This is a genomic window from Bacillus sp. 2CMS4F (assembly GCF_023161785.1).
Classification (GTDB): domain Bacteria; phylum Bacillota; class Bacilli; order Bacillales; family Bacillaceae; genus Bacillus; species Bacillus halotolerans.
The window spans coordinates 1-14,695 of the sequence record NZ_JALNTO010000012.1 but is presented as its reverse complement, the minus strand read 5'-3'; the positions used below and the strand labels follow the sequence as shown (position 1 = coordinate 14,695).

11 protein-coding genes and 3 pseudogenes are annotated in these 14,695 nt (G+C 37.8%); 10 read left to right on the top strand and 4 right to left on the bottom strand.

Translation table 11 applies throughout. The features are described from left to right. Positions 1-147: 147 nt before the first annotated feature. From xylA to MTN95_RS15830, 3 genes and pseudogenes are all read left to right on the top strand, one after another. Positions 148-1,485 (top strand): xylose isomerase, encoded by a 1,338-nt coding sequence (gene xylA / locus MTN95_RS15840; RefSeq protein ID WP_105992023.1) that lies wholly within the window; start codon positions 148-150, stop codon positions 1,483-1,485. A gap of 159 nt (positions 1,486-1,644) precedes the next feature. Continuing rightward, on the top strand, positions 1,645-3,144 hold the full coding sequence (xylB, locus tag MTN95_RS15835; RefSeq protein WP_248338924.1) for a xylulokinase: 1,500 nt from the start codon (positions 1,645-1,647) through the stop codon (positions 3,142-3,144). A 139-nt stretch (positions 3,145-3,283) separates the two neighbouring features. Then, positions 3,284-3,463 (top strand): annotated as a pseudogene (locus MTN95_RS15830) (glycoside hydrolase family 11 protein); the annotation flags it as partial. Between the two features lie 254 nt (positions 3,464-3,717). Here MTN95_RS15830 and MTN95_RS15825 read toward each other — a convergent pair. Beyond that, on the bottom strand, positions 3,718-5,157 hold the full coding sequence (locus MTN95_RS15825) for a flavin monoamine oxidase family protein (RefSeq protein WP_248338922.1): 1,440 nt from the start codon (positions 5,155-5,157) through the stop codon (positions 3,718-3,720). A gap of 82 nt (positions 5,158-5,239) precedes the next feature. Beyond that, positions 5,240-5,848 (bottom strand): annotated as a pseudogene (locus MTN95_RS15820) (thermonuclease family protein); the annotation flags it as partial. A gap of 622 nt (positions 5,849-6,470) precedes the next feature. Between MTN95_RS15820 and MTN95_RS15815 the strand changes: the two are divergent. The 4 genes from MTN95_RS15815 to MTN95_RS15800 all read left to right on the top strand — a co-directional run bounded on the left by MTN95_RS15815 (position 6,471) and on the right by MTN95_RS15800 (position 10,223). Continuing rightward, positions 6,471-7,886, top strand: a complete 1,416-nt coding sequence (locus MTN95_RS15815; RefSeq protein ID WP_248338918.1) for a sugar porter family MFS transporter — start codon at positions 6,471-6,473, stop codon at positions 7,884-7,886. 354 nt (positions 7,887-8,240) lie between these two features. Beyond that, entirely contained in the window at positions 8,241-8,786 is a 546-nt protein-coding gene (locus MTN95_RS15810) for a delta-aminolevulinic acid dehydratase (RefSeq protein WP_248338916.1), read from the top strand. Between the two features lie 190 nt (positions 8,787-8,976). Then, positions 8,977-9,453: a hypothetical protein gene (locus tag MTN95_RS15805; protein ID WP_248338914.1), complete on the top strand. Its 477-nt coding sequence runs from the start codon at positions 8,977-8,979 to the stop codon at positions 9,451-9,453. Positions 9,454-9,743: 290 nt separating this feature from the next. Next, positions 9,744-10,223 (top strand): DUF4944 domain-containing protein, encoded by a 480-nt coding sequence (locus tag MTN95_RS15800; RefSeq protein WP_248339016.1) that lies wholly within the window; start codon positions 9,744-9,746, stop codon positions 10,221-10,223. A gap of 154 nt (positions 10,224-10,377) precedes the next feature. Here the strand turns inward: MTN95_RS15800 and MTN95_RS15795 are convergent, their stop codons facing one another. Then, positions 10,378-10,734: a YoqO family protein gene (locus tag MTN95_RS15795; RefSeq protein WP_248338912.1), complete on the bottom strand. Its 357-nt coding sequence runs from the start codon at positions 10,732-10,734 to the stop codon at positions 10,378-10,380. Between the two features lie 351 nt (positions 10,735-11,085). On the opposite strand from MTN95_RS15795, the gene MTN95_RS15790 reads away from it, so the two are divergent. Continuing rightward, entirely contained in the window at positions 11,086-11,442 is a 357-nt protein-coding gene (locus MTN95_RS15790) for a DUF3221 domain-containing protein (protein ID WP_248338909.1), read from the top strand. Positions 11,443-11,722: 280 nt separating this feature from the next. Here the strand turns inward: MTN95_RS15790 and MTN95_RS15785 are convergent, their stop codons facing one another. Then, positions 11,723-12,268 (bottom strand): hypothetical protein, encoded by a 546-nt coding sequence (locus MTN95_RS15785; RefSeq protein ID WP_248338907.1) that lies wholly within the window; start codon positions 12,266-12,268, stop codon positions 11,723-11,725. A gap of 1,003 nt (positions 12,269-13,271) precedes the next feature. On the opposite strand from MTN95_RS15785, the pseudogene MTN95_RS21695 reads away from it, so the two are divergent. Next, positions 13,272-13,689 (top strand): annotated as a pseudogene (locus MTN95_RS21695) (thymidylate synthase); the annotation flags it as partial. Between the two features lie 112 nt (positions 13,690-13,801). Continuing rightward, positions 13,802-14,575, top strand: a complete 774-nt coding sequence (locus tag MTN95_RS15780; RefSeq protein WP_248338905.1) for an acetoin reductase — start codon at positions 13,802-13,804, stop codon at positions 14,573-14,575. The last annotated feature ends 120 nt before the right edge of the window (positions 14,576-14,695 follow it).

Below are 14,695 nucleotides of genomic sequence, written 5' to 3'. Positions count from 1 at the left end.
AAAACAAAAAAATCTTGAAAATACTGATGAGGTTGGTATAAGATTAAAATAAGTTAGTTTGTTCGAACAACAAACTAATAGACAACTTACTTACAATATAAAATAAAACGCGCATGTATTTGAAATGACTTTTAAGGGGGAAATAACATGGCTCAATCTCATTCAAGTTCAGTCAACTATTTTGAAAGCGTAAACAAAGTGGTTTACGAAGGGAAAGATTCCACTAATCCTTTAGCATTTAAATATTATAATTCTCAAGAAGTAATCGGCGGAAAAACGATGAAAGAGCACTTACGGTTTTCTATTGCCTATTGGCATACATTTACCGCTGATGGAACAGACGTTTTTGGGGCAGCTACGATGCAAAGACCATGGGATCATTATAAAGGAATGGATTTGGCGAAGGCGAGAGTAGAAGCAGCATTTGAGATGTTTGAAAAACTAGATGCACCATTCTTTGCTTTTCATGACCGAGATGTTGCACCAGAAGGAAGTACGTTAAAAGAGACAAATCAAAATGTAGATATCATCGTGGGCATGATTAAAGAGTATATGAGAACTAGCAACGTTAAGCTATTATGGAATACTGCAAACATGTTCACGAATCCCCGTTTCGTCCATGGTGCGGCGACTTCCTGCAATGCAGATGTGTTTGCGTATGCTGCAGCACAAGTAAAAAAAGGGTTAGAAACAGCAAAAGAGCTTGGCGCCGAGAACTATGTATTTTGGGGCGGCCGTGAAGGATATGAAACATTGTTAAATACCGATTTAAAATTGGAGCTTGATAATTTGGCGAGATTCATGCATATGGCAGTGGATTATGCGAAGGAAATCGGATATACAGGGCAGTTTTTGATTGAGCCAAAACCAAAAGAGCCAACCACTCATCAATATGATACAGATGCAGCAACAACCATTGCCTTTTTAAAGCAATATGGCTTAGACAATCATTTTAAATTAAATCTTGAAGCCAATCATGCCACCTTAGCCGGGCATACATTTGAACATGAATTACGGATGGCAAGAGTACATGGTCTTCTTGGCTCTGTTGACGCGAATCAGGGTGATCCTCTTTTAGGCTGGGATACAGATGAATTTCCGACGGATTTATATTCTACGACATTAGCAATGTACGAAATCCTGCAAAATGGCGGCCTTGGAAGCGGCGGATTAAACTTCGATGCGAAGGTCAGAAGGTCTTCTTTTGAGCCTGATGATTTAATATATTCCCATGTTGCAGGGATGGATGCATTTGCAAGAGGATTGAGAGTAGCTCATAAATTAATCGAAGATCGTGTGTTTGATGATGTGATTCAACATCGTTATCGCAGCTTTACTGAAGGAATAGGTCTTGAAATTACAGAAGGAAGAGCTAATTTCCATACTCTTGAGCAATATGCGCTAAATAATACAGCAATCAAAAACGAATCAGGAAGACAGGAGCGATTAAAAGCTATATTGAACCAATACATTTTAGAAGTATAACAGATAAAGAGAACCGCTATAAAAAGGTATAGCATAATAGCCAATACCTGAGACTACCCGTCATGATTTAACTTTTGCTTATTGTTATGACGGGTAATTTCTATAACTGGGCATTTATTTAGAGTGAATGGTTTTTTTATAAGGGTAAGAGGTGAAAAAATGAAATATGTCATTGGAATAGATCTTGGAACGAGTGCTGTTAAAACGATTTTAGTTAATCAAAACGGCAAGGTTTGTGCAGAAACGTCCAAAAGTTATCCGCTCATTCAAGAGAAGGCGGGATATAGTGAGCAAAATCCTGAAGACTGGGTGCAGCAAACAATTGATGCATTGGCTGAATTGGTTTCCATATCTAACGTTCAAGCCAAGGATATTGATGGGATAAGTTATTCAGGACAAATGCATGGGTTAGTACTGCTTGACCAGGATCGGCAGGTGTTACGTCATGCGATTCTTTGGAATGACACCAGAACCACGCCTCAATGTATTAGGATGACCGAGAAATTCGGTGATAATCTGCTTAACATCACAAAAAATCGTGCTTTAGAAGGGTTTACATTACCTAAAATCTTATGGGTGAAGGAACATGAGCCTGAACTTTTTAAAAAAACGGCTGTTTTTTTGCTTCCGAAAGACTATGTGAGATTTCGTATGACCGGTGCCATTCACACCGAATACTCCGATGCAGCAGGAACGTTACTTTTACATATTACTCGCAAGGAGTGGAGCGATGATATTTGCAATCGATTTGGCATTTCTGCAGATATTTGTCCTCCGCTTGTTGAATCTCATGATTGTGTAGGATCGCTGCTTCCGAACGTTGCGGCTGAGACAGGGCTGTTGGAAAAAACAAAAGTGTACGCTGGGGGAGCAGATAATGCTTGTGGTGCGATTGGAGCCGGCATTCTTTCTTCCGGAAAAACATTATGCAGTATTGGAACGTCAGGGGTCATACTTTCATACGAAGAAGGCGAAGAAAGCGACTTTAAAGGGAAAGTGCACTTTTTTAATCATGGAAAAAAGGATTCTTTTTATACGATGGGAGTCACGCTCGCTGCAGGGTACAGCTTGGACTGGTTCAAAAGAACGTTTGCCCCAAACGAAACATTTGAGCAATTATTGCAGGGGGTGGAATCTATTCCAATAGGAGCAAATGGACTGCTATACACTCCTTATTTGGTAGGTGAAAGAACGCCACATGCTGATTCTTCTATTCGGGGAAGCTTAATTGGAATGGATAGAGCACACAAAAGAGAGCATTTTTTGAGGGCGGTTATGGAAGGCATTACATTCTCTTTACATGAATCAATTGAGCTATTTCGAGAAGCGGGAAAATCAGTGCATACCGTTGTTTCTATTGGTGGAGGAGCTAAAAATGAAACGTGGCTTCAAATGCAAGCTGATATTTTCAATGCGAGGGTGATAAAGTTGGCAAATGAACAAGGCCCAGCCATGGGTACTGCTATGCTAGCTGCCTTTGGAAGTAGGTGGTTTGAATCTCTTGAAGAGTGTGCAGAGCAGTTCATTCGTGAGGCTGCTACATTTTATCCAAAGGAACAAAATGTTCAAACATATAAAACACTATTCGATGTGTATAAGAAAATTTACACTCACACAAAGGATCTAAATACAGCCTTGAAGAGCTTTCGAAAAAACTAATTATAAGTGTGGTTCGTAAAGAGCGTATTTTTTTGTCAGGGGATCAACGAAAGAACAATTAACGACTAATCATCAACAAAGGCATTTGATGACAAAACTACAGATCAAATCGGCTCCCTAGCTATGAATATGAATGCGGAAGGATTATGGGAACACCAGGATGACGCTCAATAGCGACGGCGCATTAAGTGCCCAGTGGAGTAGCATTGGGAATGCTTTATTCCGAAAAGGCAAGAAATTCGATACAACCAAGACTCACTCACAACTTGGAAACATGTCAATTCATTACAACGCAACCTTCAATCCGGGAGGAAATTCAAGCAGTAAATCAACCTTTTAAGTTTTGATTCAAATCCTGATTTGGTATCAGTCCAAACTCTTGATTTACGATCAAATCGGAAGTATTGTCTACTCACAAATAACCCCTCACATTAATGTGAAGGGGTGTTTTTGATAAGCTACACGATCTAATTGCTGTTTCTATAGTATTCAACAAAATCAATGTTCGTCATGAAAAAGCAATATCAAATCTATCTATAGGAGTCACTAAAACGAATATAAAAAACGTAGCATTTAAGTTATACGATTCACTTCATACGCCGTTCGTATTCCGGATTCAATTGCTCCTTGCATCCATCCGTGAGTAAGTGAGGCATGTTCTCCAGCGAAATGTATTTTCCCTTCAGGGGCAGGGATGTATGGATACAGCTGTAATTCCTGTCCTGGTTCGAAAGCTGTGAAACCCCCGGCTGAATAAGGATTTTGGGTCCAGCTAAAAGAAGCGCCGGTCACAAACTCTGACCATACAATATCACCATATATTTCCGATAAATTTATTAATGTATAGCGGAGGCGCTCTCCCTCTGAAAGACTGTCCCATATCAGTGCCTCATCCGCCCATGTGTAACTCGCTGCAACGACAGCATGTCCATTCGATCCAATGTCAATGCTGGGATAATACGAAAATCTAATCGGAAGATCAGTTATCGATTTGCCGCCGCGCTGCCCAGCTTTTTCCCAAAAACGGCTCTTAAACTCTATTCCGATTTTTGTTGCGGCAATATAGTTGAGTTCACGAATGGCCCGCCGTTTATAATAGGAAAATGAATCATATGGTTCAACTTGTACAAAACGCAATGTTGAAAAAGGGATGGTTATGATAGCGAGATCGCCTGTCACTGCCAAATGTTTTGCTGTCTGTTGATGAATGCAGTTAACCGTAACATTGTTTTGGTTTTGAGATATTTTCACCATTTTATGATGGAAGACAATATGTTCTTTTAATTGAGGAAGAAATGCTTGAGGAAGCCGATCCATGCCGCCTATTATTTCATAGAAGCGAGTTGGCGACGTATAAAAGATGGATTCCCGTAACACTTCAACAAGGGACATCCCCATATATGCTTCCATATCCAAAAGTACGCCGATCATATCGATTGCACCGTATGAAAAATAAGTATTCAAGTAAGAGCCTAACGAATGGTTCCTGTATTGTGTTTCAACGATCCGCCAATTTCTCGCAGGATCTACATAAATAAAATTGAGGATAGGCTGCAATACAGAAAGCATCAGCTCTTCGGCCGTTTTTCCTTGTTCATTTGCTGCAACTGGGTATCTTAAGATACCCGGATTGCTTTCAAATTGATGAAGACGTGTTTGAATGCCATTGGCGTAAATGATGTCCATTGGAGTTCTGTTCAAAAATACACTAGTTGGCAGGCTGAATTTTTTTATATATTCCAAGGTTAGAGTATGGATATCCGGAATGCGCATTGGTCCAACATTGAAATACAGCCCGGCACTGAAGGGAGATCGCAACGTGCAAACTCTGCCCCCGACTCTATCACTCGCTTCCAGAATCGTCACTTTATGTCCCGCATTCTTCAGTAAAGATGCAGAAACAAGCCCGGCCAACCCGGCGCCAACAACAATTATGTTCTTTGGGTATTGTGATGTGCTAAGACCATTTCTAATCATCGCAATCATGTCTTCGTTCTTTAGTAGAGAATTCATTTTTGTGAGGCACCCTCTTTTTTGATTTATTGCATTATATTCATTCAAAAGGGTGTCTATCACGAACTATATCTTTTTTTTACTTGTGTTTTTCAGTTGAGGGCTGCTTAACACAGCCTTTAAATCCTCTGGCATTCACATAACCGTTTTTACTCCAAATAGAACGTTTTTTCGTTTGTGCTTCCTGTTCATCTTTTCTAAACTGGTCTATGTATTTCGTATTTGGCTCATAAACATATGCTACTCTGGCTAATCCTTCTTTTAACAGTGTTTCTTGAACAGACTTGCCATCGACATAAACGTAAGCTAACAGCCTTCCGAATTTATCCCTGCGCTCTCCTTTATCAAATTCTAATTGCAGCTTGCCGCCGCTAACCAATTCTTTGTTTCGATTAGATGCATCCTCACCATATGGCTGAACACATGAATGTGGCTTTTTAGTCTCTGGAGTATCAATGAGCAAGTAGCGAACCGTGTCAATATTGCCGTTATAGCTAACTTTGATCGTATCTCCGTCAACAGGCCTTTCTAATACAGCATCCACCAAGCCTTTTTTTGCTTCAGAGTTAGAATTCTTGGCAACTGGCTGTTTAAGATCTGAATGGTTTTTTTCAGCAGTATCATTTAATCCGCAGGCTGCCAAAGAAAAACTCAAAGCTAATAGACTAAAGCCTAACATTACTTTCTTCAATTCCATTTCTCCTTCTTCTGTTTCTTTCTATCTCAATCAACCAACATTCATTATAATGATATCGCTATTTATTGTGAATGTAATTTTTCTTAACACGTTTATATTTGAGTACTAGCTTTTGATCAATATTCAAATATCACAAAAAGGTTTCAAAAACATAACCATAACCATAATATAATGAAAATAGAACATGTTCAGCTGAATTTCCTGAAATCATTCGGAGCATAAGGGGATTAGTATGTATTCCTGGTGTTAGGCGTTTTATCTGGGAAAATCCTATGATTGCTAAAAAACTTCAGAAGTTTTTTATTGACTGAAAACGCTTTTAAAATTATGATAATATCAAACCTAACAAGGATGTAACAAAAATATAACTAGGACATAACAAAAAAGTGGATATGTTTCTTGCAAAAAATGAAAGCGATTTCAATTAGGTTGTTTTTGTGAAAAGCCTCATTCGCTGCATTGAGTATTGCTAATTTTCAGATTGATAAGGTCTCGAAAAAAAAAACCTGGCTGAAACGAGTATTGCTCTTTAAAAGAGAAAGGGTGAATCCAGCACACTCGGTTGACAAGAATGAAAAAATGTATAAAGCATTCTTCATAAAGGTGGGGAAAGGGTATGAAAGAACAACGAAATCCCAGGTCGTTTTTGCAGTTGATAATGATTTCAGCAACATTTGGCGGGCTTCTCTTTGGATATGACACCGGTGTTATAAATGGAGCCTTGCCTTTTATGGCAAGATCTGATCAACTTAACTTAACACCGGTCACAGAAGGGCTGGTTACAAGCATGCTTCTATTAGGAGCAGCGTTTGGTGCATTGCTGTGCGGCAAATTGGCTGACCGCTATGGCAGACGTAAAATGATCCTTAATCTTTCCTTTTTATTCTTTCTGGCATCACTCGGAACAGCATTTGCGCCGAATGTTTTAACGATGGTTATCTTTCGGTTTTTGCTGGGACTGGCTGTCGGTGGGGCATCATCAATGGTACCGGCCTTTTTAGCAGAAATGGCGCCGTATGAGAAAAGAGGGCGTATGGTAACGCAAAATGAACTGATGATCGTCGGCGGGCAATTTTTAGCCTACGTTTTTAATGCGATTCTTGGTGTTGCAATGGCTGATACAGGGCATGTTTGGAGATACATGCTTGTCCTTTGTGCCATACCGGCTCTCATATTATTTGCAAGTATGCTCATGGTTCCGGAGAGCCCGAGGTGGCTAACTTCTAAAGGTAAAAAAAGCGAGGCGCTGCGCGTCCTTAAACTCATACGTGACGAGAAAAGGGCAGAAGCAGAATTTAAAGAAATACAAGCAGCGGCAGTTAAAGATTCAAATGTACAGAAGGCATCGATCAAAGAGTTCTCTACACCATGGCTGCGCCGTCTTTTATGGATTGGGATCGGTGTTGCCATCGTTAATCAAATCACAGGCGTCAATTCGATTATGTATTACGGCACTCAAATCCTGCAAGAATCCGGTTTTGGTACAAAGGCAGCTTTAATCGCTAATATTGGGAATGGATTGATATCAGTCATTGCCGTTATCATCGGCATTTGGCTGGTTGGCAGGGTGAACCGGCGCCCGATATTGATGGTTGGTTTATCAGGAACCACCACAGCGCTTTTATTCATTGCCATATTCTCAATCGTGCTTGATGGATCAGCAGCACTCCCGTATATCGTGCTATCTTTGACCGTTTTATTTCTAGCCTTTATGCAGGGCTGTGTCGGGCCAGTAACATGGCTGGTCATTGCAGAAATATTCCCGCAAAGAGTAAGAGGGCTTGGTTCTGGCATCAGTGTATTTTTCCTCTGGATTTTAAACTTTATCATCGGTTTTGCTTTTCCAATCATGCTTAGCTCTGCAGGCTTATCCTTTACTTTCTTTATATTTGTCGCTTTGGGTATCTTGGCAATCGGTTTTGTGTACAAATTCATGCCGGAAACTAAGGGACGAACACTTGAGGAACTAGAAGAGCATTTCCGTTCAATGGATAGAAATTATGACTCTGAAAAATCAATTCATGAAGCGTGATATCTGTACTAAAATGATAGTGAAAACTATTAGGTTAATCAAGAAAACAATTCTGCATCAGACTCCCAATGAAGTGTGAGAAATATTTGATATGGAATTGTGGGAGAAAGCAAACTTTTTTAATTCAACGATTACATGAAGGCCGCCATTAGTATTGGCTAAGGAAATGATGGGATAACATTGGGTGTGCATATGGCATGCCCTTCACTGATCTGCTCAAACAAAACGATTTGTAATTATGATTTGTCGAAGTTCTTTTCGTTTTGGAAATAACTAACGGAATCTTTTGATATCACATTTTAATCTGTGAAGCTAGAATTTAGGGCACTAATAACTTTGGGGAGGCTATTTGTTTTGAGTCAGTCAAGTATGTGCATTACTTTAGTGGCAGGACCAAATTGTGAGTTAGAATCATTTGCATTACGTTCCGCACTTGAATATTATGGTGCAAAAGTACACATGCATTGGGTTGGACGACCTAATGATTTAGTTAGCGTGCTTTCGGGCGAGAACAGGGGAGAAACCGACTATTTGATTTTAAGTTTTCATGGAGAAGATGGAAAATTTATATTGCCGGAATTGGGGCAAGACGTTTATGAAAAAAACGAGCCGCGTTCATGTTATTTCGGTCCTGAAGAAGTTCGGGCGAATGCAGATTTACGAGGGGTGCATGTGTTAGCAACTGGATGCACATTAGGTGACAAAAGGCTTGCTGAAGCGTTTAGACAATGCAAAAGCTCTTCTTACATAGCCCCTGGCGACTATATAGATGGAAACGCTACACTTATCTTCGTCCTCACATTCATATATGAACTAATGACAAATGCGAAATCTCAAGAGGCAGCATTTCAAAAGGCTGCTTCGATCGACAAAGAAACAAGCTTGTTTCAATTGTATTGAATCTAAACCACATACATTTAGCTATTGTAATGCTATGTTGCTGAAAGTCCTGCTTAGATTCCCGCAGACTAATGAAATGAAATAGTATTGCATTTGTAATTAAAGCTCTCTATATGAGGGCTTTTTATTATGCGTCATACCGGACACTTATATTGGGGAAGCTAATGAAAAAGAAGGAAGGAGATACGAAGTGAAGAAGCATTTACTTTCCTTATGTGTTTTATTATTTGCATTGACTTTTGTTCAAACAAAGACTCAAGCCCTGATATTTACAGAGTTGCCAATTAAACAAAAAACAGAACAATGGTCAGTCGAAATAACTGAAGCAAAAAATGCAAAGGAATTAGCGAGTCCAAAAAAGGGGGAATATAACGTATATTCAATGGAAATCAAAAACATAGGAGAAGCCGCAGCTACAGTGGATGTACAATTGTATAGAAATGATCCTGATTCAACCACGAGGTTTTCACTTTTTGGCTGTCCCGAAAACTGTGTGAGACAGAAGGAGGATTTAATAAGCTTAGCCGAAAGTTTAAACGATGGTGCCCCGCTGAAGTTTAACCATTTTATGGTGGCTGAAAAGGCATCTGAATTAGAGGTTGTTATTATTTGGACACAAAAAGGAAAAGAAGGACGCCAATTAAAACAAACCTTTACATTCAGTTAGAAAAGGTTAATTAGACAATGTAGTGACCTACATAGGAGTTAAAATACTTGTAAGTAAACTTGTTTCCATTTGGGTTAACAGGCAGATAATCAACACCTGATATCCGTCTTAAGGCAGATATAGACACGCTGCGAATCACAAAGCTGAGAACAATGAAGAAAGTCTTATATGGCTGCAAAACTGAAAAGACAATGATTGGGCTGCTTTATGAGCAGCTTTTTTTATATTCTTTTTCAAGTAACATTTTGCCCATTTATTCTACTAATAAAATGAAGAAAGCGAGGGGAAACATGAGAAGCAAAAATAAAATCAAAAAATCACTAATCATTACAGCTCTATTATTGATTTGTTTAGTAACGTTCTTTGCAATGATATCAGGAGACAAAGTAAAATATGAGGGAAGCAGCAGGAACGGATTATGGGTTTCTACCATTGAAAAATCAGATAAAACTTCGATTGGCCCTAATTACTTCTTGAATTTATACTGGCAGGGGAACAAGAAAGAAGCGAAAAGAACCATTGTTGAAAAAATCATATTGTATATAGATGGTAAAAAGTACGATGACAGAGAAGATTATGATTTATCAGAGTACACAGGTGAAGAAATGCCAGGCGGAGGACAAATGGAAGACCACATTGCTACGTTTGAATTTATGCCTGAAGATGAAGTAATTGGACATGATGTAGTTGTTAAGGTGGAGTGGAAGACCGGTAGGGAGAAACACACAGATAAAATAAGATTACAAGAGAAACCATGGTATAAAAGGTAAATCTGCAATGGCAAGTTTAGGGATGAACGTTCCAAAAAATAGGTCTGCTTTCAGAAACATCTGATTGATAAGTACATGTCATGATAAAGGCATGTTTTTATTCAGAGTAAATATAAAACATGCGAGTGTAGTTCCTTACCTGTACATAAAATGCTTACATTTCTTTCAAATGCTCGTAAAACAATCTAAAGCAAACAGTACCAGATATCAAAGGGACTGCAAACAAGATTATCACTGCTATGGTCTCCCAGCCGTTAAAAAAATCGTGGTTTTTAATGAATACCTGTCCTTCTAAAATGATAAAAGTTATAATCCCTGTTAATACTAAAAAGCATGAAAACAGAATGCTCCTTGCTTTTGGTTTTAGCTTTTTAAACTCATCTTTAAAATAAATGAAAACGAGAACTAAAGAGCAAAAGGATGCTGCAGTGCTTATTACATCAATATTTTTCATGACTTTCGCAAAAATGATACATAAGATGAAAAGAAAAAATGCTAAGTTTTTAGACAAAAAATCGCTCCTTATTTTATGGCTACCCAAAAAGTTTACAAGTTTTTCACAATAAGCACAATGTGGTGTCAGTTAATTAATCTATTGGTAAACAAAATCGGTTTTTTATCTTATTGTACCATGTACTAAATATTCAATCACTTTTTATGTACGGGCACTAGGGAATGATGTGTAATGAAAGGCAAAACTGAGTTGAAGAGAGTTTACCTGTGGTAAATGTGTTCTTCAAATCTATAAACTTGTACTGTCTTTCCGGGTCCAGTACTCTTGTGTCGCGTTATTATAAGTTACCTCTAAAATGATTTGCCTTATTTCACTGTTATAAAACATACACCAAAAAAGGAGAGATAAATGCGTAAAATCGGGATATCGGTCTTAGCGTTCTTTGCTTTTATTTCGGGCTGCAATGATAAGGAAGAAAATAAAATAAAAACGCCAAAGATGCAGAACCTTGTTGGTTTTATCCTTTTTAAGGATGAAAAGTCAGCCGTTTTTCTTGAGGGCAAACATGCTCCTGAAAAAGAGGACTTTGAATTGTCTCAAGATAGACTTATAAGAAAATATAAAAATCATGTTGTGATATTAGAATTAAGTCAAATTGAAAACAAAGAAGACCTTGTGGCAGGTAAAAAAATGAAGGTGTGGTTCAACACTCTTAAAGAATCTGATCCTCCAAAAGCAACAATTAAAAAATTCAATTGGTTATAAAGGTTGGCATCCCCCGCATATGATAGCTAGCGCTAGGGCAATTTTGATATAAAACAAACTTTAAGCGTAGAGAAAATGGATTTACGATTGGAACGGTCCTGAAAAAAATCAATAAGCACAGATGTTCTCTTACCACGCGCAAGAGCATGAACATCGTTTACACAATCAATTCAGCTTGTTGCTGTATAAAAAGCAGCATGATGGGCTTTAGCATAAAAAACAGCACTCACACGAAGACGTAGTGCTGTTTTAACGTTTGCAGAGCATTGCATAAAAGTGGTTATTTCCAGACTGACAAATATTTCTTTCGATATTTGCTATCTTTCTCGATCTCAATCAAGTCCATTGCTATTTTCCTAATATGCTCATCTTTATCTTCATCGTATAATTTTTTTAATCCTACAATCATATCGTAGCGAATCAATGTATAATGTTTTTCGTTCATTCCATTTTTAAAACGATCAATAATATGAGTAAGCACCAGTTCTTTTTGTTCTGGCCCAGCTAAGCCAACCTTCCAGATTGCTTGCAAACTATGCCGAGCAGTTACAAATTTTGAATCCCTGGTCACTTCCCATAATGCTGGAAAGTCGCGCAGCATCCGTTTATCCGGATCACTGATTGCTAAACCAGCAAGAAACTGTGCAGCTCTCGCTCGCCTGTGGTTATCCTGATCGGTCAGCCATCCTATTAATTGATCCCACACTTCATAAGCCCAGTCTACTTTTTCTTTTGTGGCGTTAATAATATTCTGAAAGGCTTCTAATTGCAGGCTTTTGTCCTTTGCTTCTAGATTTTCAAAATGAGATTTCATTATACTGTCCATTTTCGTATCACCTTAAAATGATTAGTTATGTTGATTATATCCTTTCACTTGCGATCTTCCAATAAACATCATTTCTCGCGCTAGTGAATGCTTTATGATTGTTAAATCAATTGAGATATTGTAACGCTTATCAGTTCAAAGAAGTAAACGATTAAACAAACAATAACAAGATGCTTATTATTGGCCATTCTTTCTTAAATATAAATCGCTTAATAATTCTATAAAGAATAAAACAAAAATAAAGTACAAACATGAATGGCAAGAGAAGTTGAGTCAAGCATAAATACACCACAATTTCTTTTTTTGATCTATTTTAACATAATTAGGAAAGAGATTAAGATTAAATAAAAAAGACTTTTATCTAGATTTAAAAGGAGGAAAGGGAAGGTGAAACTCAATAACGACAGTGATTTCCAAACCAAGTTTGCTGACATGTTTTTAAGAAACGGTTGAGGAGAAGTTTATTGCTCATATGAGTCAAAGTTGAAAATGATTGGAGTGCTATTGAATTGATAAATTGTTAAAAAATAAAAAAATAACTAAATGTGTTGAAAAGATCAATGGCTCTAAAGAATGCCTAATTTCGTATGGACAAATGACATTTGGCTGTGAGGTAAATACAATACAGTAAACTAGATGAGCGAATGGAGGGTTCGATGTGTTTAGACAATATCCAGTTTGGTATACACAAACACCTTACTATCTGAATTATCATGTGCCTCAATACCAAACAATCTCTTATGATCCACAACGATGTTATCAACGTTGCATGTATCAAACTGGCGGAAACTATGAGTTATGTGACAGATTATGTTATGAAGAAATACCAGTGTAAAAGAGGGGACTTTCTCCTCTTTAAAACCACATTATATAAATTAAAAATTAAGAATTTGATAAAAAAGGAAGTAAATTGGGATAACTCTATTTGTTAAACGATACATCTTTCTCAGTTGAAGAATGTAAACCAAGAAGAGTCAGAAAAAGCTTGCAGCTTAAAGAATTACAAAGGAAACAAGAGGACGGCAGCATCGGCAATACATATGATTATAAGCTTGCTAAGAAAATAGAATGTTAACTGATGAAAAAGTTGACCAGGTCGATGATCTTCTTCATCACGCATGCTTTGGAATCAAGACCAATTAAATTCAATGGCATTTACACCATGCTTATACGAAATTCAAAGGTATGTTAAGCAAGGAAAACTACATTTAGGGGTAAGACCGTAGCAATGAAATTACTATTGGGTACCGGTCGAATGAATTCCAATACAATGTATTACAGGGCATGAATACTCGGAGTTCATATCTTTAACAATAATGAGGTCATGGTTACACACGTCATATAGATCATCTCAATTATGGGATCAATCCTGAAGTGAAGAACTTTATTACTTTACACACGATGATTTCAACTTGAATTAATTAATATAACACAAGTTTTCTTTTGAGACAGCAGTTTACATTATGTGGAGAAACATTGATTTGTTAAAATAAATATATCGTCACTATACCTCATTGCGAAAGGGGAATATTTATGAGCAAGGTAGCAATAGTTACTGGTTCCGCAGGCGGATTAGGGAGAGGGATAGCAGAGAGATTGTGCAAGGATGGTTTTAGTGTCGTTCTGCATGATATTAACGAGGAACTGCTGCATGCAACTGTATCAGACTTCAAAGAAAAAGGCTATCATGTTATCGGAGTAAAAGGGGATGTATCCAAGCGTGATGACCAATTCAATTTAGTTAAAGCAGCGGCAGATACATTTGGTCGTTTGGATGTGTTTGTAAACAATGCTGGCATTGAGGCAGTTTCTCCATTTTTAGAAATAACAGAAGAACAACTGAATCAATTGTTCAAGGTTAATGTCAATGGCGTTGTGTTTGGTACTCAAGCAGCTGCTGATCTGTTCATTAAGCAAGAAACAAAAGGCAAAATCATTAACGCATGCAGTATAGCAGGTCACGAATCATTTGAAATGCTTGGCACATATTCCGCAACGAAGCACGCAGTGAAATCTTTTACACATTCAGCTGCTAAAGAGTTAGCCAAATATCAAATAACAGTTAACGCATATTGTCCTGGTGTTGCAAAAACAAAAATGTGGGATCGCATTGATGAGGAAATGGTTAAACATGGCGATGATTTAAAACCAGGAGAAGCTTTTGAAAAATTCTCTTCAGACATTGCTCTAAAAAGATATCAAACTCCTGAAGATGTGGCCAATTTAGTCTCATTTCTAGCTTCAGATGATTCAGATTATATCACCGGTCAAGCTATTTTAACTGATGGCGGCCTGGTTTATAGATGATAGAATGTACATTAAAATAAAAGAATCCATTTTAGAAATGGATTCTCAGGCTGTCGAGAAAATCTCGACAGCCTTTATTTTTTCTTAAAATATCCATTCTCATGTAATAAAATAAAAGAA